Raw genomic sequence first — 21,702 nt, 5'->3', positions numbered from 1 at the left:
TACCCGTGACCACGAAGGTCGAGAAGTCCATCGAAGTGCAGGTTCCGGTGAGCACCGCGTACAACCAGTGGACGCAGTTCGAGGAGTTCCCCCGCTTCATGGGTGGCGTCCGCGAGGTGCGCCAGCTCGACGACCGGCGGATGCACTGGGTCGCCGAGATCGCCGGCGTCCAGCGCGAGTGGGACGCGACGGTCCTGGAGCAGGTGCCCGACCAGAAGGTCGCCTGGGCGGCCACCGAGGGCGCGACGAACGCGGGGGCGGTCTACTTCCAGCCCGTCGGCCCCGACCGCACCATGGTGCAGTTGCACCTGGAGTACGAGCCCGAGGGCATGGTCGAGAAGGCCGGCGACAAGCTGAACATCGTCGAGCGGCAGGCCGAGTCCGACCTGCGGAAGTTCAAGTCGTACATCGAGGAGCGCGGCGTGGAGACCGGGGCCTGGCGCGGCACGGTCGACGGCGGCCTCGGGGTGGGCACGCCGGGCGTCGAGCACGCGGCGGCCACGCGCGGCGACAGCGGCAAGGCCGGCGTGTCCGGCAAGGCCGCGGGCGCGGCGGTGGCGGGCGCGGCGGCGGCCGGAGCCGCGGCGGCCGCGAAGCGTCGCCCCGACGACACGGACGACCGCCCAACCACCACCACCGACACGGCCTACGTGGTGACCGACGTCGAGGTCGTGCCGGATCCCGGCAACGCCGGCTACCCGCACCGCACCCTCTGACGGTTTCCCCGTACGCCCACCGGCGTCAGCGAACGGCCCAGGTCCCCGGGACCTGGGCCGTCGCTCGTGGTCGCCCGGCTGGCGTGGTGGACCGTCAGGGGGTCCGCGACCGTGGTGGTGGCGGGCGGGCCGACCGGACCGGCGGCGCGGGGTGCGTCAGGTGACGTCCGCGATGGCCATCCACAGGTGGCCGTCCGGGTCGGCGAAGACGCCCGTGAACGCCCACGGCTGCTGTGCCGGCTCGACGACCACCTCCGCGCCGGCCGCCCGGGCCCGCTCGACGAGCCGGGTGGCCTCCTCCGGCGTCGCGGCCGGGAGACTGAGCACGCACTCGCTCTGCCCGCGCGCCGCCACCTGACCGCCGCCGATGACCCAACCGAACCCGCCGGTCGGCACCAGCATGATCCGCAGGCCCTCGTTGACCACGAACTGCAACGGCTCGGGGATGCCGTCCTCCGCCGGATCCCCGACCGCCGCCAGGCCGAGCGCGTCCTGGTAGAAGCGGTACGAGGTCGGCCGATCGGCGATCGGCAGGCTGACGACGACCGGTGCGTACTGCATGAGGTCCCTCCGAGGGGGCTCGTGTGACGTGACGTCAGGGTGGACGTGGCGGAACGCGGAAACTCACCGCCGGCGCCGCGCCCGCCGGCCGGTCACTCGCTCCAGCCCGCCGGGTTGGTGCACGACTCCCGCGAGATCCCCGAGCCGGTCTCCGGCCAGCCGCCGAAGCGCTCGTCGTGCAGGTGGGCGAAGAAGTAGCACATGCCCTCGCACTCGCCGTCGGGAACGGCCACGGCGGGATCGGCGTCGACCGCCTCGTAGAACTCGCGCCCAAGGGCGACGACGAAGCCCCGACAGTAGAGGAAACCGTCGTCGGAGCCGTCGGTAACGTCGTGGACGTCGGCCCGGTCGATGTCGTGCAGCTTGCGCTCCACCACCCGGTCGAGGTCGGTCAGCTCCCGGCTGGACAGGTCGGCGCTGAGCTGCCGGAGGCTGTCGAGGAACGGGTCGAGCCACGGGTCGAGGGCGTAGCGGCCGTCGTCATCGTCGTCGGCGTCGGGATCCCGGGTCAGCAGGGCCCGGCGCAGCGCGGCGGGCTCGGGGCCCAGCCGCTCCCAGGCGGACTCGACGAGGGCCCAGAAGCGGGCCTCGTCCTCGGCGCTCGGCAGCTTGGCGACACCATCGGCAAGGTCGGTCACGGCGGGAGCGTAGCGAGCACGACCGACATCCTCGCCCGTCGATTCCCCCCAGCCGGCCCGGGACGCCGCCCGGTGGGTGCTACGTCGGGCCGGGCCGGGCGACGACGCGTGTCCGAAACTGTGCGGGTGATGTCGTTCCAGACACTGGCCGGGGGTTACCGACCACGGCAGGATCTTCAGCAGCAGATCACTTCAAGTCGCAGGAGCAAGAGATGGCAACGGTTCGCAACGTGGCGGTGTACGGCGCGTACGGGCACACCGGTCGGTTCGTGGTCGCCGAGCTGCAGGAACGCGGATACGCCCCGCTGCTGCTCGGTCGCGACCAGGACAAGCTGCGGGCGCTGGCGGGCGACTTCCCCGGCCTGCCGACCCGGCAGGCGTCGGTCGACGATCCGGCCTCCCTCGACCGGGCGCTCGACGGCGCGGACGCCGTGATCAACACCGCCGGCCCGTTCGCCTCGACCGCCGCCCCCGTCATCGAGGCGGCGCTGCGCGCCGGCATCCCGTACGTCGACGTGGCCGCCGAGATCGAGGCCAACATCGACACGTTCGACTTCGCGGAGCGCGCCCGCGCCGCCGAGACCGTGGTGGTCCCGGCGATGGCCTTCTACGGCGGCCTCGGCGACCTGCTCGTCACCACCGCCATGGGCGACTGGACCGCCGCCGACGAGGCGCACATCGCCTACGGCCTGAGCAGCTGGCACCCCACCGGCGGCACGGTCGCCTCCGGCGTGATCTCGTCCCAGCGCCGCGGCGGCCGCCGGGTCCGCTACAGCGGCGGCCAGCTGGAGTACCACAACGACGAGCTGCCCACCCTGGAGTGGTCCTTCCCCGAGCCGCTGGGCACCCAGAACGTCATCGGCGAGTTCTCCATGGCCGACATCGTCACCGTCCCCAGCCACCTGGCCATCCCCGAGGTGCGCACCTACATGACCGCCAAGGCGGCCGGTGACCTGTTCGCCCCCGACGCCGCGGCCCCCACCGCCGTCGACGAGCGCGGCCGCTCCGCACAGACCTTCCACGTCGACGTCCGCGTCCGCCGCGGCGACACCGAACGCCGCGTGATCGCCACCGGCCAGGACATCTACGCCATCAGCGCGCCCCTCGCCGTGGAGGCCGTCGACCGCATCCTCACCGGCCGCACCCGGACCACCGGCGTCGCCTCCGCGGGCGCCCTCTTCGACGCCCCGGACTTCCTCGACGCACTCTCCCCGTACCTCACCGTGCACACCCAGGCCGACGCCCGCGCCTGACCGGCGACCCACGCCGTGATCCGGGCTGCGCCCACGCGGTCGACCGGTCCCGTGAAACGAAGAAGCCCAGGTCGATGACCTGGGCTTCTTCGTCAGCGAGACATCGCACAGCGCCCCTGCCGTCCGCCGGCGTCCTGCGGATCGGACGCGGACCCGCTCGCCCCACCAGCGCCGCGTGGATCAGGTCGGCCGCGAGCCATGTCCCGTCTCGTAGCCGACGTCGTGCGACCCGCGCTTCCGGGAAGCCGCGTAGGCCAGCCAGTGCAGCAATTCCTCGCGCCGGTGCCGGCGCACGCGCGGTAGACGGCGGAAGTCCTCCACGGACACGTCGAGTCGGCCGTACCGGATCTCCCCGCGATGGCCGTCGACCAGCGCACCCGCGGCGGGGACCGCGACCACCGTGCAGATCCAGCACGGCGACGGCGTCAGCTCAGGGAGTTGTGGAAACAGCACGTACTCCAGGTCCTGCTCGACCGGGACGCCTCTGGCGCGCCGGCTGAAGCCGTTCACCACGGCGGTTCCGATCAACTCCTGGAGACGCGTGGCGGTGACAGTGCGGACGGTGGCCGGTACGGGCCACCCCCACCAGGAACGCACGGTTCGCATGTCGCGCAGGCGATCGAACACCGATGCCTCTGCCTAGACCGCATCCCAGTCGGAGGAGGCCGAAACCTCGTAGGGAATCGTCGCCAAGACCTCGGCAGGCCCCTCCAACTTCCACATCCGTACGCAGCAGCCGCAGCCGCCTTCCTCTTCGGCGTGGGTCAGAACCTCCCGGTTCACGTTGAGCCAGGCCTCAGCCGCCTCGACCTCGCCCGGCCTACCTACGGAGGCCGCCATGGTTTGCCGGATCACGGCGAGCACCGTAACCCACGAGGACGGGCAAGCCGCCCCTTCGGCTGAAGCTCATCTCTGTCGAGGGTCCACGCCGGAGCTTCGAACCGGATTACGAGGAGCCGGGCCTCGGTCACCCCTTCCGTCTGCGCATCCGGGTCACACCGTTCGGACGTCGAGCACCAACTTTCCGGTGGTGGCGCCGGACTCGATGCGACGATGCGCCTCGACGGCCTGGTCCAGCGGCAGCACGTCGACCCGCACGCGCAGGTCGCCGGCTGCGGCCGCCGTCACCGCGCGGCGCAGCGCTCGGCCGGCCTCGGCCGGGAAGGTCGCGGAAAAGGCGGCCAGGTTGAAGCCGGAGACCGTCTTGTTGGTGAACCAGAGTTCGTTGGCGGGGATCGCGACGTCCTCGGCTCCCGAGGCGTTGCCCATCACGATCAGGCGGCCCATCGGGGCGAGCCGGTCCAGGCTGGCACGGCGGGCCGGGCCGCCGACCATGTCGACCACGATGTCGAACTCACCGGCGTCGGCGAGCTGGTCGCGCAGGATCACCTCGTCGTAGCCGAAGCCCTCGGCTGCCGCGATCTTGGCCTCGCTGCCCACGGTGCCCACCACCCGGTCCGCGCCCAGCAGCCTCGCGGCCTGGCCGAGTTGGCTGCCCACGCCGCCGGCCGCGGCATGCACCAACACCCTGTCGCCGGGCTCGATGCGCGCCACCCGGTCGAGCACGAGAAATGCCGTGGTGCTGTTGGACGGGAGTGCCGCGGCGACGTCCAGGTCGAGGCCGAGGCCGTCGAGCGGGGCGACGAGGTCTGCCGACGTAACCACCACCTCGGCGTAGCCGCCACCGTCGACGATCGTCAGGGCGGCGACCGGTTGACCGACGGACAGCCCTTCGACACCCTCGCCGAGGGCCCGGATCCGCCCGGAGACCTCGATGCCGGGCACGAACGGCAGTGGCACATCCACCACGCCCCGCCGGTAGAGGATCTCGGCGAAGTTCGCTCCCGCGTACGCCACGTCGATGGCGACCTGACCACGGCCGGGCGCCGGGATCTTCACTTCGTCGAGGCGCAGGACGTCGGCCGCACCGAACTCGGGAATCGTGATGGCCTTCATCTGCGTGTCGCTGATCGTCATGTCAGCGATCGTGCCGGGGCGGCGCGCGGCCGGGCAGTGTCAGTTCATCCTGGGTGTGCCACCACCAGGCTGTGCCCGCTCATCAGCCGCTCCAGGCGCGCCTCGGTGTCGGTGCCGGGGCGGGGGTTGTGCAGGATCAGGTGGTGTCCGGGGCGCTCCGGCAGCGGCAGCAGCGTGGCGTCGAACACGAGCATGCCGGCGTCGGGATGATCGACGGCCTTCACGGCGCTGGTGTGCTCGCCGACGTCGTGGCGGTTCCACAGGTCGGCGAACTCCGGGCTGACCGAGGCCAGTTCGTCGGCGATCCGGTCGAACTCCGGATCGTCCGGGTAGCGCGCCGCGTCCGCACGAAACCCGGCGGCCACCGCACGGGCGGTTTCGGCCCAGTTGCGGTGCAGGACCCGGTACCGGGCGTTGGTGAAGAAGGACACCAGGCAGTTGTGGTCGGTGTCGCCGTAGCCGAACACCGCGCGGGCCGCGTCGTTGATGGCGGTGAAGTTCCAGTGGCGGTCGCGGATGTAGCCGGGCCGGGGCGACCACGCGTCCAGCAGGCGCTGCAACTCGGGAGACGCCGGGAGGGAAGGTGCCGACTGCGCCGGCGGCGGTTCGAGACCAGCCAGCCGGTACAGGTGCGCGCGCTCGGCGGCAGCCAACCGCAGCGCGCCGGCGACGGCGTCGAGGACGCTCTCGGACACCTTGATGTCACGGCCCTGCTCCAACCAGGTGTACCAGGACACCCCGACCCCCGCCAGCACCGCGACCTCCTCGCGCCGCAGCCCCGGCGTGCGCCGCCGCCCGGCGTCCGGCAGCCCGACATCGGCGGGGGAAAGCCGCGCCCGGCGGCTGCGCAGGAACTCGCGCAGCTCGATGTGCCGGCGGTCCCGAGACATGGAGGAGTAGGGGCTTGCCATCCACTCACGATATGCAGGCTCGTCGGGCAGGCGGTAGTCAGCTGGACGGACCCTGCCGGATGCTCGTCCTGGGGTCGAGATCGTCATCGTGGACTCGTGCCGGGGACCGGAGGCACGCCGTCGCCGACCTCGGGAAACGGCGAAGCCCAGGTCGTTGACCTGGGCTTCCTTACCGAGCCGCCTGACGGAATCGAACCGTCGACCTACGCATTACGAGTCGGCTGCACGGCGCTGGTCTCCCGCCTGGCACTCCTAACCAACCTGGTGTCCCGGTCCGTCATCGTCCGCCGACAACCGCTCGGTTGGCTGCTCGGTCTTCAGCCGCCTGTGATGGCCATCGAGCACGTCAATCGCTTCCTGCAAGCTGCAGCCGACCGCCGGACGTTTGGCCTCCGATGCGGCCGGGGCAAATATTCATCACCCAGCATGCGAACCCGGGAGGTCATGAACGTGGCGAAGGGCGACATCGAGACGTACCACGAGGATGGTCAGTGGAAGAACCGTCCGGAGGGCAACCAGCGCGCCAGCACGGCGCATGACACCAAGGCTGAGGCGGAGGCCGCGGGCCGGCAGATGGCCATTCAGCGCGATGTTGAGCACGTGATCAAGAAGAAAGATGGCACCATCGGCGAGAAGAACACCTACCCGCGTAGCCGTGACCCTCGCCAGACCGAGGGCTGAGCTGCGGGCGAAGCAGCATGGACGGGTGGCGTCCGGATGTCCGGACGTCACCGCCCGTCGCCTCACTCCGCGACATCTCGCTTACGAGTTCTGGGCGCTCTGTCCGGGCGCGTCTCTGACGTCGGGCGTTGATCCGCCGCCGGCTGGCCTTGGCTCTCACTGTTCGGCCCTGTTGCTGTCACCGTTGCTGTCGCGACAGCAACGGGGCCAATTGCTTCGGCGTAACGCGGATACGGAGCACCGTCTTGTGCCCTGTGGTGCCCACACTGGAGACGGCCGCGTTCGAAACGCTGGCAGACTGCCATCATGTCGCCTGAACCGGAATCGTGGACCATCAAGCACTTCTCGCAAGGCAACCCAGCCGGCCCCGGCCAGGACAGCGTCCCGGCGCTGCTACGCCGCATCGCAGACAGCATCGAACAGCGGCCCTGCATCGAGGTCCAGGACGTCATTTTGCGCAACGAGGCCAACGCCGACGGTGACTGGTGGTCGGCCACGGTCTACTTCCACGAACCGTCGGTCTAGCGAAATCCGGCGTACAGATCGGCAAGGGTCCGGCGATGACCGTTATCTAGCATTACCCCGTGGTTCCAACTAGCACGAACTCGGTCGGCGGGCTGCCGCCTCGACGGCTCCCGCTGGGAGTCAACATCGCAAGCGCATTGTTGGCTCTTCAGGCGTCGTTGCTAATATTCGCGGCGATTTCCGCCATATACGCCCAAGGGGGCATCAACGCTGCCGTAAACGACGCAGCGGGTCGCTCCAGCGTCCCGGTAGACAGCAGTTCGGTCGCACTCAAGGCGTCCTACTTCCATTTCGAAGCTCGACTTACCCTGTGGTATGCGCTCTTCTTCGCGCCTGCATTGGCTGGCGTCGCGTTGTGGGTCAGGACGGGTCAACAGAGTGCGAGAGTAGCCGCCTTCGCAACGAGCCTGCTTAGTGTGCTTTGCTGTTGCGGTTCCGGGTGGTGGCTATGGCTGTCTGACGAACCAGCAGAGATTGATGAAGCGCTTCCGGCCGCCTTCGGTCGAGCATATCCAGCATGGGTCGAACTGGGTAAGATCGGACTAGTGGCGTCCTTTATGCCCGCATTTATCGCGGCAGCCGCACTGGTCCTCGGTGGGCGTATCGCTGCCCGCACCTCCCCAGGATCGAACCAGTGATCTCTTCGGTGTGAAGGAACTACCGGCCGGCGATGAGCTGCGTCAACAGCAGGGTGAGCTGCCTACACGATCCACCGGAGTGCATGGGCGTCCGGCGCTACCCGCGCCCGTCGTCACCCAGTTGGTCACCCAGCCCGGCCACTCAAGCGGCTAAAGGGCAAACGGCTGGCACTTGAGAGCCTCTTCAACTACTTCTCGTCACTCAACTCGGGTTCTCCAAAGAACATCAGGGAGATGACGTGTGGGCAACACAGGATGCGTTCCAGCTCGTCAACTCGCGCCCCGGCCTCCTCGCCGGGAAGGGCGGGATTGCGCAGTTCACGAACGAGGGTCAGCGCCCTGCTTCGCGTCGCGTTGTCCAGCACCACAGTCACGCAGAATACGCGGCCCAAACTGCCATCCTGTCTGCCGCCGACCCGCCCTTCGGGGAGCGGGCCGCCGCCCGGCCCGCCACGTCAAGCGGGGAGGGCGGCACTCGGGCGCAGCGGTTGGAGCGCAGCTGCCGCCGACTCGTTCATCCTGATCGTCAACACGGCAGCAGCGTAGGCCGACACAACATGCTGCCGGCACCGTCAGTTTGGAAGAGCGCGCTCAACGGGCCGTAATGCCCGAAACGCCTGCGGGCGGCGGCAGAGCCCCATGCCGCTCATGCCCGCTCATGACCGCTGCGCGCCACGGTTACTGGCCCGTGGATGGCCCGCGTCGGTACGAGCGGGTTACCTACCCATCGGATAACTTGCCCTATGCCCGTCATCGATCTGAGTGCGCCGGCCCGCCCCCCGTCGCCCCGCAGGACGACAAACCCGCGGCTCGTGGCGGCGCTGGCAGTCTTGGGGCTCGGGTGCCTAAGCGGGGAGCCGGTGAACCCGCCGCAGCTTGCCCCTGAGATACGGTGCGAGTCATGGCAGGAATCCATTGCGGGTGAGGTGGGTCCGGCCACCGCTCCGATAAGAGGTGCCCCACCAGGGGCGCCCGCGAGAGTGCGCGTAGTGGCCGTTGTGGATGGTCAAACCGGATGTGTCGTTTCGGTGCAGCGGTGGAGTGAACCGCAGTTGGTGGTCCAGCCCGGGGATCACGGCCTGGTCGCCATCGTCAAGATGGACGGCGAACGCGAACGGGGGCGCTGGACGGTGCTGGTGTCGGGCAAGCCGCTGGGCGGGGAACTCGTGCGGTGGGACGGCGACGACTTGGACGCCGGGCTGTCGCGGGTGATGGCCAAGCTTCGGGAGCGGGTTCCGGGACTGCTCGACTGAGAGAAGGCCTCGGCGTCGCTGCCCCTGCCTGAAGCCCATCTCCGCCGATCCCCGCCGAAGGCACCGGTTTGGTACCTGGCGCAGTCCGCAACTATCGGCCGGTGCGCCGGCCGATGCCGGCGCTTGCGCCGCCAGCAGGCCGAGCGCGGCCGGCCTGCGGCCCGCTTGCGGGCCGCCTTGATCTGCTGCGGCGTCGGGTAACGGTGGCGGTGGCGTTCGCGGAGGTCGGCGGGGAGCTGGTGAGGGCACGTCCAAGAACCACCAACGCCGTTCCGTGCCGATCCCGCGCTTCCTCGTCGACGAGCTGGCCGCCCACGTCGCAGGCAAGGGGCGGGACGCGCTGGTGTTCACCACCCCGAACGGCGGGCCGCTGCGCAACACCAACTTCCGGACGCGGGTCTTCGGGCCGGCGGCGGCATCGGTCGGGCTGGCCGGGCTCACTCCCCACGACCTGCGGCACACGGCGGCGAGTCTCGCCGTGGCGGCGGGCGCCAACGTCAAGGCGGTGCAGCGGATGCTCGGGCACGCCTCCGCGTCGATGACGCTGGACGTGTACGCGGGTCTGTTCGGTGACGACCTGGACGCGGTCGCCAACCGGCTGGACGAGGCGGTCGCTGCGCGGGATGCGGACTATTTGCGGACTGGCACCATCGGCGGCAGCGTGGTGGACCTCGGGAAACGGCGAAGCCCAGGTCGTTGACCTGGGCTTCTTCACCGAGCCGCCTGACGGAATCGAACCGTCGACCTACGCATTACGAGTGCGTCGCTCTAGCCGACTGAGCTAAGGCGGCAACGATCGTCAAGTGTACGGCACGCCCCGCCGCCGGCCGAATCGGATACCCCTCCCGCGCCCACCGACCCGGACACCCGGGCCCGAACCGTACGCCCGGCCGGTCAGCGGTCGCAGCGCGCCCGGACTACGCTGCGGCGGGTGACCGACGATCGCGCCCCCGACGAGGACCGGCTGGACGGCCCGGCGGAGAGCCCGCACGCGAGCGAGGCGGCCGGTGGGCGGGCGGCGCGCCGGCCGCGCGGCACGGACCCGCGCGAGCTGGGCTTCACCCCGCGCAAGCCGGTGCCGTGGCTCGCGCCCTTCCTGCTGATCAGCACCGGCATCCGTACGCTGCTGGCGATGCTCTTCGGGGCGTACCTGGACAAGCGGGAGCTGCAGAACTCCCTCGACGCGGGCATCGCGAGGCAGGTCGGGCCGGACGGCGGGCTCTGGCTCGACTACGTGGCCGACCTGGGCGACGGCTTCAACGCCACCTACTCGGTGGCCTACCTGCTCGCCCAGCGGGAGCTGGAGGTGGACGGGCACCGGCTGCCCCGGGCGCAGACCCTGGTGATGGGCGGCGACCAGGTCTACCCGTCGGCGGCCTTCGAGGCGTACGAGGACCGGTGCAAGGGGCCCTACCAGGCCGCGCTGCCCGTCAGCCCGCCCGAGCGGCCGACTCTCTTCGCCGTGCCCGGCAACCACGACTGGTACGACGGGCTGACCGCCTTCCTGCGGCTGTTCGTGCGCTCCCGGGACCGGCACTTCGGCGGCTGGGACACCGGCCAGTCCCGCTCGTACTTCGCCGCCGAGCTGCCCGCCGACTGGTGGCTGCTGGGCCTCGACGACCAGTCCGGTTCCTACCTGGACGACCCGCAGCTCACCTACTTCGACAGGGTCGCCGAGCGGCTGGGCCCGCGCAGCCGGGTGATCCTGGTCGTGCCGGCGCCGACGTGGGTCAAGGCCGTCGACCATCCCACGGCGTACGACTCGATCGACTACTTCGTCCGTACGATCGTCGCGCCCACCGGCGCGCAGGTGCGGCTGCTGATCTCCGGCGACCTGCACCACTACGCCCGGTACGCCGGCCCGGATCGCCAGCTCGTCACCTGCGGGGGCGGGGGCGCGTACCTCTATCCCACGCACAGGCTCCCGGAGCGGATCGAGGTGCCGCCGCGCGACACCCTCGCCCGGCGGGCCAGCGCCTCCCGCACGTACGACCTCGCCGCCCGCTACCCGGACGCCGCCCGCTCCCGACGGTACGGCTGGGGGATCTTCCCCCGGCTGCCGCTGCGCAACCCGGGCTTCACCACCCTGCTCGGCACGCTGCACACGCTGCTGATGCTGGCGATGGCCGGCGTCGTGAGCAACCGGACCGGCACCGAGCAGCGACTGTTCAGCGTCCCGCTGGTGGCGATGCTGGTCGTCACCCTGCTCGGCGCGGGCTTCTTCGCCAAGCCGCCCAGCTCCGGCGGGAAGCGGCACGCCCGGCACTGGATCCTCGGCGTGAGCCACGGGCTGGCCCACGTCGGGTTGGCCGCCGCCGGCACGTGGGCCTGGCTGGCCCTGCCCCTCTACGACTGGCCGTGGCCGCTGCCGGCGGTCGCCGCCGCGGTGGTCTACGGCCCGGTGATCGGGCTGGTGGCGAGCCAGTTGGTCGCCGCGTACCTGCTGGTGGCCGGCGCGTTCGGGGTGAACATCAACGAGCTCTTCGCCGGCCAGGGCATCGAGGACGCGAAGGCGTTCCTGCGGCTGCGCATCGACCCGGACGGCACGCTGACCATCTATCCGATCGCCGTGGACCGGGTGGCCCGCGACTGGCAGGTCAACCCGGACCAGTCCCCCGAGTCCTCCTGGCTGGTGCCGAAGCACCCCCTCCGCCCCCGCCTGGCCGAGCCCCCGATCACTCTCCCCTGACCCCTTCCGGCCCGGGCGCGGGCGGGAGGGTCAGGGGTTGTAGTGCTGGTCGTGGGCCTGGCGGGGGCCGCAGACCGAGGCGCGGGAGCAGGAGCAGCGGGAGCCGTCGGCGTCGAGACGGACCGTGACCGAGTCGCGCGGGACGCTGTGCCCCACCACGCGACCCTCGCCCTCCGGCGTCGACACCCGCGTCCCGATCCCGGGGACGGATTCCTGGAACCGCTGGTACAGCGGATGCTCGTACTTCAGGCAGCACATCAGCCGCCCGCACGCGCCGGAGATGCGCAGCGGATTGAGCGGCAGGTCCTGGTCCTTGGCCATCCGGATCGTCACCGGCTCGAAGTCGGTGAGGAAGGTGGCACAGCAGAGGTCGCGGCCGCACGAGCCGATGCCGCCCTGCACGCGCGCCGAGTCCCGGGCGGAGAGCTGGCGCAGCTCCACCCGGCAGTGCAGGGTGGCTCCCAGGTCCCGGACCAGGGAGCGGAAGTCCACCCGGTGCGGGGCGGTGAAGTAGATGGTGCTCCGCTCGCCGCCGCCCTCGGCGGCCCCGAGCACGTGGTCGACCGCCACCACCTTCATCGGCAGGCCGTGCTCCCGGATCAGCCGCTTCGCCGCGACCTTCGCCTCGGCCTTGCGCCGGCGCAGCGCCTCGTCGCGGCGCAGGTCGTCCTCCTGCGCCAGCCCGGCCAGTCGGGGAAAGCCGTCGGTGTCCTCGGCGACCCACTGCGCGGCCCAGACGCACTCGGCCACCTCGGGCCCGTCGTCGGTCGGCACCAGCACCTTGTCGCCGACCTGGGGGCTCCACTCGCCCGGGTCGAGGTAGTAGAGGCGCCCGTACCGCTGGAAGCTGACCGCGCAGAGCATGCCCATGGCTCTCACCCTACGACGGCGGGACGCCTCCGGCGCGGCCGGCCGTCGCGACCCGACTACGCCGTGCAGCCATTCATGTCTGTCGACTCGACTGACCCGTGGCCCACCTCGTCGTGTCGAGGCTCCTCGCCCGGACGGTTGAATCCTCCGCGCCGTACGGGACAAACGCGCACCGGAGGCGTTGAGTGGAGGCAGACCTGCGGGGGGTGCAGGGGGAAAGGCCACGGCGTCGCCGCCGGAGCCCGGTCCGACCGGGTCCCGGGCGCGACGCCGTGCGCCGTGCGCAGGCCCGTCCGGCGGAACCGCCGGCGCAACTGCGGGCCAGGCAGCCGAGCCCGAGGGCTACCAGCCGATCCGGGTCGGGGTGTCGTAGCGGGGACGGTCGGTCACCGGCTCGCGCCAGCGGGACTCGGCCAGGCTCGGCCCCCACTGCCGCAGCAGCGTCTCCGCCCCGTCGTACGCGACGCAGAGCACCCCCAGCACCCGTACGGCGATCTCGGCGGCCTCGGTTCCGCCCGGCCCGGCCTGCCCCGGGCGCCCCGATCCGCCGCCCGCCGTCGAGGTCGCCGCGACCACGGCCACCGCCTCGGCGGAGCGCAGCACGTCGGCCAGCGCGCGGGCCAACGCCAGCCGGCTGCCCTCCACCCAGTCGGCGAGCGCCTCGGCGTAGCCGGCGGTCGACTCCAGCCGCCCGACCAGGCTCTCCGGCCCCTCGTCGAGGTGGCGCAGCAGGGCCGACCGGGCCTGCCCGTACGCCGACGCGGCCGGGCCGGACCAGAGCACCGGATCGGTCAGCGCGGCGGAGGCGTCGTCGTAGCCCCGGACCAGCCGGCGCAGCGTGTGGCCCGCGCCGGTCAGCGGCGCCGGGTGCAGATCGAGGAAGTGCCGGACGGCCTCGCCGGGGAGCACCTGCATCCGGCGCAGCAGCGGCCAGACCCGGTGGCTCTCGGGCGCCCCGGCGGCGAGCAGCGTGTCGACCCGGCGCAGCAGGTCGAGCCCGGGCTCCGCGAGCCGGTCGAGCGTGTCCATCACGCCTCCCCGGCCAGCCGGTGGCGGACGCCCCGGTCGACGTCGGCGTAGTGGTCGGCGGCGGCCCGCACCGCCGCGGCGACGGCCGCCAGCCGCTGGGCGGCGACGTGCGCCTCCCGGGCCCGGTCGCCGGTGGCCGCGATCCACTGCCGGTGCAGGGCCCGCCCGATCTCGCCGGGCCGGCCGGGGGCGTCGGCGCCGAACGCGGCCTGCGACGGGTCGCCGGCGGTGACCGTGCGGGACACGGCGGTCAGGGTCTCGCTGGCCTGGTCGAGCCGGGCGGCGAGGGCGCGCAGACTCTCCATCTCAGGCTCCCGCCAGCGGACGGTAGGCGGTGAAGGTCTCGTTGTGCAGCTTCTCCCGGGCCCACTGGGCGGCGTCGGCGGCGGCGGTGACCGCGGCCTGCACGGAGGTGGCGACGTCCCGGGGGCTGCGGGTGTGCAGGGGGCCGAGGAACCGGACGTCGGTGATCCGCCCGCCGGCGGTCACCACGACCTCGACCAGCCCGTCGGGCGACCGGACGGTGACCTCGACCGTCGCCACCGCCTGGTCGAACTCGGCCTGGAGCGACTCGATCCGGCGGTAGCGCCGCACCGCCTCCTCGATCCAGGCCTCGTCGATCTCCCCCCGCGGCATCGGCGGACTCCTCCCCGGCCAGGCCATCACTGAGCGTGCCACCGCCGTCACCACGGCACACCGGACCGTACCGCACAGCAATCGAGGCTGTCGATGCCTGTGGACGGCCGGTCCGGCCGACGGGACCAGGCCCGGCGGGGGCGCCCGGCGCGGGGGGTCCGGCCCGGCGTCAGCCCTTCCAGAGCGCGAGCATCATCGCCTCGACGGCGATCCGGGGCTTGACGTTCGCCTCGATCGCCGCCCGGCACTCCAGCACCGCCTCCAGGCGGCGCAGGGACCCCTCGGCGTCCCACTTCTGCGCGCCCGCGCCGGCCAGCGCGGCGGTGTCGGTGTGCACCGGCGCCACGGGGGCGCGCAACGCCATCGTGAGCGCGTCCCGGTAGAACCCCGCCAGGTCGACCAGGGCCCGGTCCAGGGCGTCGCGCTGCGCCCGGGTGGCCCGCGACTTCTGCCGCTTCTCCAGGTCCTTCAGCTGGCCGGCGGCGCCCCGCATCGCGCCGGCCGCACCCCGCCCGGTGCCGCCCGCGCCGAGCGCGGTCTCCAGCGCCGCCCGCTCGGCGGCGTCGGTCTCCGCCACCGAGGCCGCCGCCTCCGCCTCCGCCGCCTCGATCAGCGCCGACGCGGCGTCGAAGGCGGCGCCCACGCCGGTCAGCCGGCGCGGCACCGCGAGGACCGCCTCCCGGCGCGTGCGCGCCTCCGGGTCGCGGGCGAGGCGACGGGCCCGGCCCACGTGCCCCTGCGCGGCCGCCGCCGCCCACCGCGCCACGTCGGGCGCCACGCCGTCGCGGCGGACCAGCACCTCGGCCACCGCGTCGGCCGCCGGCTGCCGCAGCGGTACGACCCGGCAGCGCGACCGGATGGTCACCGAGATGTCGTCCGGGTGGGTGGACGGGGCGCAGAGCAGGAACACCGTACGCGGCGGCGGCTCCTCGACGGCCTTGAGCAGCGCGTTGCCGGCGGCCTCGGTGAGCCGGTCCGCGTCCTCGATGATCACCACCTGCCAGCGCCCGCCCGACGGGGTGCTGGCGGCGCGCAGCACCAGCGCCCGCATCTCGTTGACGCCGATGGAGAGCCCCTCCGGCACGACGAGCCGGACGTCGGCGTGGGTGCCGGCCATCGTGGTGTGGCAGCCCTGGCACTGCCCGCAGCCGGTGCCGTGGGCGCATTGTAGGGCGGCGGCGAAGGCCCGGGCCGCCACCGACCGCCCCGACCCGGGTGGCCCGGTGAAGATCCAGGCGTGCGTCATCCCCGCCCCGGGATCGACGGCGGCGAGCGCGCCCTCGGCGTCATCGGCGCCCGCGCCCTCGACCTCCTCGGCGAGCGCGTCGAACTCGTCCCCGGCGGCGTCGGTCGCGGGCGGAACGGCGGCGGCACGCAGCACGGCGGCCGCCGAGGCGGCGGCGCGGCGCAGCGTGTCGACCGCCTCGTCCTGCCCGACCAGGTCGGCGAAGACGTCCGGCATCAGGTCCGATGCTCCATCGTCACCAGCTCCGATTCGGATAACTCCGGCTGCACCGAGGTGTCCGGCCCCTGCGCGGGACGCGGGTGCACGATGCCGCCGGGGGCGCCGAGCATCTCCTCGACCCGCCGGGCCACCCCGTCGGCCAGCTCCTCGACCGGGCGGGACGCGTCGAGCACCAGGTAGCGCTTCGGGTCGGCGGCGGCGAGGTCGAGGAAGGCGTACCGGACCCGCTCGTGGAAGGCGACCGACTCGGCCTCCACGTGGTCGGCCGCCTCGGCGCGGGCCGCGACCCGGGACAGGCCGGTGCGCGGGTCGACGTCGAGCAGCACCACCAGGTCGGGCTTGAGCCCGCCGGTGGCCCACGAGGAGAGCCAGGAGACCTCGTCGACGGGGAGCGTCCGCCCCGCCCCCTGGTAGGCCAGGGACGAGTCGACGTACCGGTCGCTGATCACCACCGCGCCCCGGACGAGCGCCGGCCGGACGACGGTGGCCACGTGGTGCGCCCGGTCGGCGGCGTAGAGCAGCGCCTCGGCGCGCGGCGACGGCACGTCGGACCCGGGCGCGCCGAGCAGCAGCGACCGGATCCGTTCGCCGACGGCGGTGGCACCCGGCTCGCGGGTGACGACCACGTCGCGCCCCTGCCCGCGCAGCCGCTCGGCGAGCGCGGCGAGCTGGGTCGACTTGCCGGCGCCCTCGCCGCCCTCGAAGACCACGAAGAGGCCGGCGGAGACGAACGGCTCGGCCGGCATCAGCGGGCGGCCCCGGATCGAGCCCCAGAGGTCGGCCAGGACGGGGACGCCCTTCTTGTCGTCCATCTGCCCGAACGCGCTGACCCCGGCGAAGATGCCGGCCACGCCGGCGGCGAGCAGCAGCAGCCGGGTGGAGGAGATCGAGACGCCCAGGTCGGCCAGCTCCAGCCGGCGCGAGCCGCCGACGCCGGCGAGCAGGCTGCTCAGGCCGATCGCGAGGATCAGCACCAGCCGGGTGCCGATCTGCACCACCGCGAAGACCCGGCCCCGCACCTCGTCGGCGATCTCCCCGCCGAGCAGGGTGGTGCCGGAGAGGAAGGCCATCCCGGCGCCCGCGCCGACCAGGACCGCGCCGACCATCGCCATCGACAGGTGGATGGCGAAGGCCAGGGCCATCACCGAGGCGCTGGCCAGCACGATGCTCATGCCGAACCAGCGCCGCCGGGACATGTCCTTGACGATCATCGGGCCGAGCCCGATGCCGAGGGCCAGGCCGATGAAGATGGCGCCGAAGAGCAGGTAGAACGCCGCGTCGCCGGCGCCCAGCGAGGTGGCGAAGAACTTGGCGGTGCCGATCACGATGCCGCCGCCGGCGAAGGCGCCGAAGATGCCGAGCACCAGGCCGCGGACCAGCGGCGTCTGCCCGATGTAGCGCCAGCCCTCCTTGAACTGGCGCAGCATGCTCTGCTCGGCGCGCTCCCGCTCGTCGGCCTGCCCCTGGCTGATCTCCTTGATGCCGTACGCCACCACCAGCGCGGTGGCCAGCCGGGAGAACGCGTTGAACCAGAGCGCCAACTGGGCCGGCTCGGCCCAGTCCGGCGTCGCGCCGCCGGTGGCCGCCCGCACGGAGGCGTCGAGCGCGGCGAGGATCAGCGCGGCGAGGACCGGCGTGAGGCCGTACGTGGTGATGAGCGTGAGCTGGTTGGCGGCCTCCAGCCGGGCGCGCGGGATCAGGTTGGGGACCGCGGCCTCCTTGGCCGGGATCCACAGCAGCGTGAGCGACTCGATCAGGAAGGTCGCGACGGCCGCCCAGCCGACCACCACCCCGCCGGGGGCGCCAAGCAGCGCGACCAACGGGATCGAGGCGAAGAGCAGGAAGCGCAGCACGTCGCAGATGACCATCGTCCAGCGGCGGTCGAAGCGGTCGGCCAGCACGCCGGCGATCGGGCCGAGCACCAGCGCCGGCAGCAGCCGGATGGCGATGACGCCACCGAAGGCGGCACCCTTCGCCGTGCTCCCCTGGACCTGGGCGGCGGCGAAGACCGACGTGGCGAGCAGGCCGAACCAGTCGCCGAAGGAGGCCGCGCCGAGCACGATCCAGAGCCGGCGGAACGGGGTGATCCGCAGCACCGAGCGGATGCCCGCGTAGCCGGACAGGTCGGCCCCGGGCTTCTCCGCGGTGCCGCCGGGCTTCTTCGAGGACGGCGACACGCCGGGCGACTCGCCGTTGAACTGGCTTTCGATGGCCGTACCTCCACGTGCCGGCCCATCGCTGGGCAGTCCCGGTGGAACACTCTAGACCCGGCGGGGACCTCCCCCGCCGCGACATTCTCCTGCTCGCCGAGCCTAGGCCGCCGCGACCACCGCCGTCAGCCCGGACAGACGCGAGGGTATTTCGCATTGACTCCCAGACAGTTAGCGTGCAGACGTGGCCACCACCGAAAGCGACAAAACTCGTGAGCGCCTCGACCGGGCGACCGCGCACCTCGACCCGCCGTACGCCGTGGTGGACCTCGCGGCCTTCGACGGCAACGCCGCCGCGCTGGTCGACCGCGCCGCCGGCAAACCGCTCCGCGTCGCCAGCAAGTCGGTCCGCGCCCGGGAGCTGATCGGCCGGGCGCTGGGACGACCCGGCTGGCACGGCGTGATGGCGTTCACCCTGCCCGAGGCGATCTGGCTGGTCCGCGCCGGCGTGACCGACGACGCGCTGGTGGCGTACCCCACGGCCGACCGGGGAGCGCTCGCCGAGCTCGCCGCCGACCCGGCGCTGGCCGCGGCCGTCACGCTGATGGTCGACGGCACCGACCAGCTCGACCTCGTCGACACGGTGTGCGCGCCCGGGCGCCGCCCCGAGCTGCGGGTCTGCCTCGACCTGGACGCCTCCTGGCGACCGCTGGGCGGGCGGGTGCACCTCGGGGTGCGCCGCTCCCCGGTGCACAGCGCGCGAGCGGCCGGCGTGCTCGCCGCCGCCGTCGCCGGCCGCGCCGGGTTCCGGCTGGTCGGGCTGATGGCGTACGAGGCGCAGATCGCCGGCCTCGGCGACGCGCCGCCCGGGCAGGCGGTGACCGGCTCCGTGATCCGGCTGGTCAAGCGCGGGTCGTACCGCGAGTTGCTGGCCCGCCGGGGCGCGGCGGTGGCCGCCGTACGCGAGCACGCCGACCTGGAGTTCGTCAACGGCGGCGGCACCGGCAGCGTGGCCGCGACCAGCGCCGATCCCGCGGTCACCGAGGTCGCCGCGGGATCGGGCCTGTACGGGCCGACGCTGTTCGAGGCCTACCGCGCGTGGCGCCCCACCCCGGCGGCGGCCTTCGCCTGCGCGGTGGTCCGCCGCCCGGCGCCCGGCCTGGCCACCGTGCTCGGCGGCGGCTGGATCGCCTCCGGGCCGGCGGAGGACAGCCGGCTGCCCCGCCCCTGGCTGCCCGCCGGGCTGAAGCTGGTCGGCATGGAGGGCGCCGGCGAGGTGCAGACCCCGCTGGCCGGCACCGCCGCCGCCACGCTACGGGTCGGCGACCGCGTCTGGTTCCGGCACGCGAAGGCCGGCGAGCTGTGCGAGCACGTCAACGAGCTGCACCTGGTCGAGGGGGACGCGGTCGTGGCCACCGTGCCCACCTACCGGGGCGAGGGCCACGCCTTCCTCTGACACGCCGTCCGCGCTGCGACGGTTCGATGGCGCTGCGGAGCGAGGTCTCCCGCCGCCCACGCACCGGGCGGCGGGACGGGATCAGCCGGGCTGGCCGGCGTCGGCCGGGGCGTCGACCTGGCGGTGCAGGTAGTCCCGGATCAGCGCCTTCGCCTCGACCAGCACCCGGTCGTCGCCCTCGGGCAGCCGGCGGAACGCCAACTTGATCAGCGCGTCGGCCGTCTCCACCGCGATCTCCAGGTGGAACCGGAGGGCGGGGACGTCGGTCAGGCCGAAGCGCTCGGTGAGCACCCGGGCCAGCTGGTCCGCGATCACCCCGTTGTTGTCCCGCTGCTCGTCGAGCAGGTGCAGGTCGACCACGTCGCCGAAGTGCAGGGTACGAAATCCTGGAACGGTGCGGTGCATCGTGATGTACTCGTCGATCCCCGCGTCGACCCCGTCCCACCAGTGGGTCAGGTCGTCGGAGGCGAAACGCTCGTCGAGCCGCTGGAGGTAGGACTCCATCGTGCGCAGGGTGAGGGCCTGCACGATCGCCCGCTTGTCCGGGAAGAACTGGTACACCGACCCGATCGCCACCTCGGCGCGCTCGGCGAGCAGGGTCGTGGTCAGCCCCTCGTACCCCACCTCGTCGACGAGTTCGGCGCAGGCGTCCAGCATCCGCTGGACCCGCGCGACACTTCGACCCTGCACCGGTACGCGGCGCAGCGGCCCGGCTGTGGCGGCTGGTGTGGACACTCGGCGCCACCCCCCTTCGACGGATGAACATATCTGCACGTCACGTCTTCGTGACTACCGGTACAACGAGCAAACCTCGATTGCGGTATTTACCTGCGACAACGTTCCTGATATGAAGACAGTTCACATTCACGTCGAGGAGTGCGCATGGTCGGCACCGCACCGCCCACCCCGGCAGCCTGGTCAAACTGGGCCGGCAACCAACGCGCCACCGCCAGCGCCATCCTGCGCCCCACCTCCCTCGCCGACGTCACCGAGGCCGTCCGCGCCGCCGCGGCGGCCGGCGACCGGATCCGGGCGGTGGGCAGCGGCCACTCCTTCACCGGGGTCGCCGTCACCGACGGACGGCGGATGGAACTGACCGCGCTGGACACCGGCGTACGCGTCGACGTCGATCGCCGACTGGTCACCGTACCGGCCGGCGTCACCCTGCGCGCGCTCAACGATCTGCTCGCCGCACACGGGCTGGCCCTGCCCAACCTGGGCGACATCGACGCGCAGACCATCGCCGGGGCGATCTCCACCGGCACCCACGGCACCGGCGCCGCGTACGGCTGCCTGTCGACGTTCGTCGAGGCGCTCACCCTCGTCACCGGCACCGGCGAGGTGCTGCGCTGCTCCGCCGACGAGCACCCCGACGTGTTCGCCGCCGCCCGGGTCTCGCTGGGCGCCCTCGGCGTGCTGGTCGAGGTGACCCTGCGCTGCGTGGACGCCTTCGTACTGCACGCCCACGAGCGGCCCGCGTCGCTGGACGACGTGCTGGCCGACCTGCCGGCGCTGGTCGAGGAGCACGATCACGCCGAGTTCTACTGGTTCCCCTACACCGACCGGGTGCAGGTCAAGACCAACGACCGGGTCCCCGCCGACGACCGGCCGCTGCCCCGCTGGCGCGGCTGGCTGGACGACGAGTTCCTGTCCAACACCGTCTTCGAGGGCGCCTGCCGGCTCGGCCGCGCCGTGCCGGCGCTCGCCCCGGGCATCAGCGCCATCTCCGCCCGGGCCCTCACCGAACGCCACTACACCGGCCGCTCGGACCGGGTGTTCTGCACCCCGCGCCGGGTCCGCTTCGTCGAGATGGAGTACGGGCTGCCGCGCGAGGCCCTCGGCGAGGCGCTCGGCGCGCTCCGGCGCATCGTCGACGGCCTGCCGTTCAAGGTGCTCTTCCCGGTGGAGGTGCGGTTCACCGCCGCCGACGACATCTGGCTCTCCCACGGCTACGGGCGCGAGTCGGCGTACGTCGCGATCCACCAGTACGTCGGCATGCCGTACGAGCCGTACCTGCGGGCCTTCGAGCAGGTCGCCGAGGGCCTCGGCGGGCGCCCGCACTGGGGCAAGCTGCACTGGCGCGACGCGGCGTCGCTCGCGACGGCCTACCCCCGCTGGGCGGACTTCCAGGCCGTCCGCGACCGCCTCGACCCCGACCGCCTCTTCACCAACCCCCACCTGACCCGAACCCTCGGCTGACCCACCCCGCCCCGACCGCCCCCGACCGTCGCGCCGGCCGTCGCGCCGGCCGTCG

21 protein-coding genes, 1 tRNA gene and 2 pseudogenes are annotated in these 21,702 nt (G+C 72.7%); 9 read left to right on the top strand and 15 right to left on the bottom strand.

The annotated features are described in order from the left end of the window. Positions 1-5: 5 nt before the first annotated feature. Positions 6-455: pseudogene (locus ACWENR_RS12105) on the top strand (SRPBCC family protein); the annotation flags it as partial. 417 nt (positions 456-872) lie between these two features. Here the strand turns inward: ACWENR_RS12105 and ACWENR_RS12100 are convergent. After that, on the bottom strand, positions 873-1,277 hold the full coding sequence (locus ACWENR_RS12100) for a VOC family protein (protein WP_452277026.1): 405 nt from the start codon (positions 1,275-1,277) through the stop codon (positions 873-875). A 92-nt stretch (positions 1,278-1,369) separates the two neighbouring features. Beyond that, a complete protein-coding gene (locus tag ACWENR_RS12095; protein WP_452277025.1) occupies positions 1,370-1,915 on the bottom strand; it encodes a DUF4240 domain-containing protein in 546 nt (181 codons plus the stop codon). A gap of 212 nt (positions 1,916-2,127) precedes the next feature. Between ACWENR_RS12095 and ACWENR_RS12090 the strand changes: the two genes are divergently transcribed. Continuing rightward, on the top strand, positions 2,128-3,168 hold the full coding sequence (locus ACWENR_RS12090) for a saccharopine dehydrogenase family protein (RefSeq protein WP_452277024.1): 1,041 nt from the start codon (positions 2,128-2,130) through the stop codon (positions 3,166-3,168). Positions 3,169-3,348: 180 nt separating this feature from the next. On the opposite strand, the gene ACWENR_RS12085 is transcribed toward ACWENR_RS12090, so the two are convergent. From ACWENR_RS12085 to ACWENR_RS12070, 4 genes are all read right to left on the bottom strand, one after another. Next, positions 3,349-3,795 (bottom strand): hypothetical protein, encoded by a 447-nt coding sequence (locus ACWENR_RS12085; protein ID WP_452277023.1) that lies wholly within the window; start codon positions 3,793-3,795, stop codon positions 3,349-3,351. 12 nt (positions 3,796-3,807) lie between these two features. Continuing rightward, on the bottom strand, positions 3,808-4,023 hold the full coding sequence (locus ACWENR_RS12080; protein WP_452277022.1) for a hypothetical protein: 216 nt from the start codon (positions 4,021-4,023) through the stop codon (positions 3,808-3,810). A gap of 138 nt (positions 4,024-4,161) precedes the next feature. After that, on the bottom strand, positions 4,162-5,145 hold the full coding sequence (locus ACWENR_RS12075; protein ID WP_452277021.1) for a quinone oxidoreductase family protein: 984 nt from the start codon (positions 5,143-5,145) through the stop codon (positions 4,162-4,164). 44 nt (positions 5,146-5,189) lie between these two features. Further along, positions 5,190-6,056: a helix-turn-helix transcriptional regulator gene (locus ACWENR_RS12070; RefSeq protein ID WP_452277020.1), complete on the bottom strand. Its 867-nt coding sequence runs from the start codon at positions 6,054-6,056 to the stop codon at positions 5,190-5,192. A gap of 96 nt (positions 6,057-6,152) precedes the next feature. Here ACWENR_RS12070 and ACWENR_RS12065 point away from each other — a divergent pair, with 96 nt between their 5' ends. Both ACWENR_RS12065 and ACWENR_RS12060 read left to right on the top strand, forming a co-directional pair. Continuing rightward, entirely contained in the window at positions 6,153-6,737 is a 585-nt protein-coding gene (locus tag ACWENR_RS12065; protein WP_452277019.1) for a DUF2188 domain-containing protein, read from the top strand. Between the two features lie 306 nt (positions 6,738-7,043). Further along, positions 7,044-7,262, top strand: coding sequence for a hypothetical protein (locus ACWENR_RS12060; protein WP_452277018.1), 219 nt, complete (start codon positions 7,044-7,046; stop codon positions 7,260-7,262). Positions 7,263-8,088: 826 nt separating this feature from the next. Here ACWENR_RS12060 and ACWENR_RS12055 read toward each other — a convergent pair. Beyond that, the gene (locus tag ACWENR_RS12055; protein WP_452277017.1) at positions 8,089-8,268 is read right to left on the bottom strand and encodes a hypothetical protein; all 180 of its coding nucleotides are present in this window, start codon (positions 8,266-8,268) and stop codon (positions 8,089-8,091) included. 660 nt (positions 8,269-8,928) lie between these two features. Here ACWENR_RS12055 and ACWENR_RS12050 point away from each other — a divergent pair. Together ACWENR_RS12050 and ACWENR_RS12045 are read left to right on the top strand one after the other, a co-directional pair. After that, complete coding sequence (locus ACWENR_RS12050; protein ID WP_452277016.1) at positions 8,929-9,153, top strand: hypothetical protein; 225 nt, start codon at positions 8,929-8,931, stop codon at positions 9,151-9,153. A gap of 262 nt (positions 9,154-9,415) precedes the next feature. Beyond that, positions 9,416-9,853: pseudogene (locus ACWENR_RS12045) on the top strand (tyrosine-type recombinase/integrase); the annotation flags it as partial. A 17-nt stretch (positions 9,854-9,870) separates the two neighbouring features. Here ACWENR_RS12045 and ACWENR_RS12040 read toward each other — a convergent pair. After that, positions 9,871-9,944: transfer RNA gene (locus ACWENR_RS12040), tRNA-Thr, on the bottom strand. Positions 9,945-10,117: 173 nt separating this feature from the next. Here ACWENR_RS12040 and ACWENR_RS12035 point away from each other — a divergent pair. Continuing rightward, positions 10,118-11,842, top strand: coding sequence for a metallophosphoesterase family protein (locus ACWENR_RS12035; protein ID WP_452277036.1), 1,725 nt, complete (start codon positions 10,118-10,120; stop codon positions 11,840-11,842). Between the two features lie 30 nt (positions 11,843-11,872). Here the strand turns inward: ACWENR_RS12035 and ACWENR_RS12030 are convergent, their stop codons facing one another. The 6 genes from ACWENR_RS12030 to tmk form a co-directional block, all read right to left on the bottom strand. After that, positions 11,873-12,712: a PSP1 domain-containing protein gene (locus ACWENR_RS12030; protein ID WP_452277015.1), complete on the bottom strand. Its 840-nt coding sequence runs from the start codon at positions 12,710-12,712 to the stop codon at positions 11,873-11,875. A gap of 342 nt (positions 12,713-13,054) precedes the next feature. After that, a complete protein-coding gene (locus tag ACWENR_RS12025) occupies positions 13,055-13,741 on the bottom strand; it encodes a hypothetical protein (RefSeq protein ID WP_452277014.1) in 687 nt (228 codons plus the stop codon). Continuing rightward, positions 13,741-14,046: a hypothetical protein gene (locus ACWENR_RS12020; protein WP_452277013.1), complete on the bottom strand. Its 306-nt coding sequence runs from the start codon at positions 14,044-14,046 to the stop codon at positions 13,741-13,743. Before ACWENR_RS12020 ends, ACWENR_RS12025 begins: the two co-directional genes overlap by 1 nt. A gap of 1 nt (position 14,047) precedes the next feature. Then, the gene (locus tag ACWENR_RS12015) at positions 14,048-14,377 is read right to left on the bottom strand and encodes a YbaB/EbfC family nucleoid-associated protein (protein ID WP_452277012.1); all 330 of its coding nucleotides are present in this window, start codon (positions 14,375-14,377) and stop codon (positions 14,048-14,050) included. Between the two features lie 169 nt (positions 14,378-14,546). Further along, positions 14,547-15,839: a DNA polymerase III subunit delta' gene (locus ACWENR_RS12010; RefSeq protein ID WP_452277011.1), complete on the bottom strand. Its 1,293-nt coding sequence runs from the start codon at positions 15,837-15,839 to the stop codon at positions 14,547-14,549. Beyond that, positions 15,839-17,938 (bottom strand): dTMP kinase, encoded by a 2,100-nt coding sequence (tmk, locus tag ACWENR_RS12005; RefSeq protein WP_452277035.1) that lies wholly within the window; start codon positions 17,936-17,938, stop codon positions 15,839-15,841. Before tmk ends, ACWENR_RS12010 begins: the two co-directional genes overlap by 1 nt. 298 nt (positions 17,939-18,236) lie before the next feature. On the opposite strand from tmk, the gene ACWENR_RS12000 reads away from it, so the two are divergent. Then, positions 18,237-19,448 carry an amino acid deaminase/aldolase gene (locus ACWENR_RS12000; protein ID WP_452277010.1) on the top strand — a complete coding sequence of 404 codons (1,212 nt, stop codon included), beginning with the start codon at positions 18,237-18,239 and terminating at the stop codon, positions 19,446-19,448. 81 nt (positions 19,449-19,529) lie between these two features. Here ACWENR_RS12000 and ACWENR_RS11995 read toward each other — a convergent pair whose 3' ends face one another. Then, positions 19,530-20,105, bottom strand: a complete 576-nt coding sequence (locus ACWENR_RS11995; protein WP_452277034.1) for a TetR family transcriptional regulator — start codon at positions 20,103-20,105, stop codon at positions 19,530-19,532. Between the two features lie 225 nt (positions 20,106-20,330). Here ACWENR_RS11995 and ACWENR_RS11990 point away from each other — a divergent pair, with 225 nt between their 5' ends. Continuing rightward, entirely contained in the window at positions 20,331-21,647 is a 1,317-nt protein-coding gene (locus ACWENR_RS11990; protein WP_452277009.1) for a D-arabinono-1,4-lactone oxidase, read from the top strand. Positions 21,648-21,702: the final 55 nt, after the last annotated feature.

Source organism: Micromonospora sp. NPDC004336, from assembly GCF_053602615.1.
This window is presented reverse-complemented; position numbering and strand designations above follow the sequence as displayed.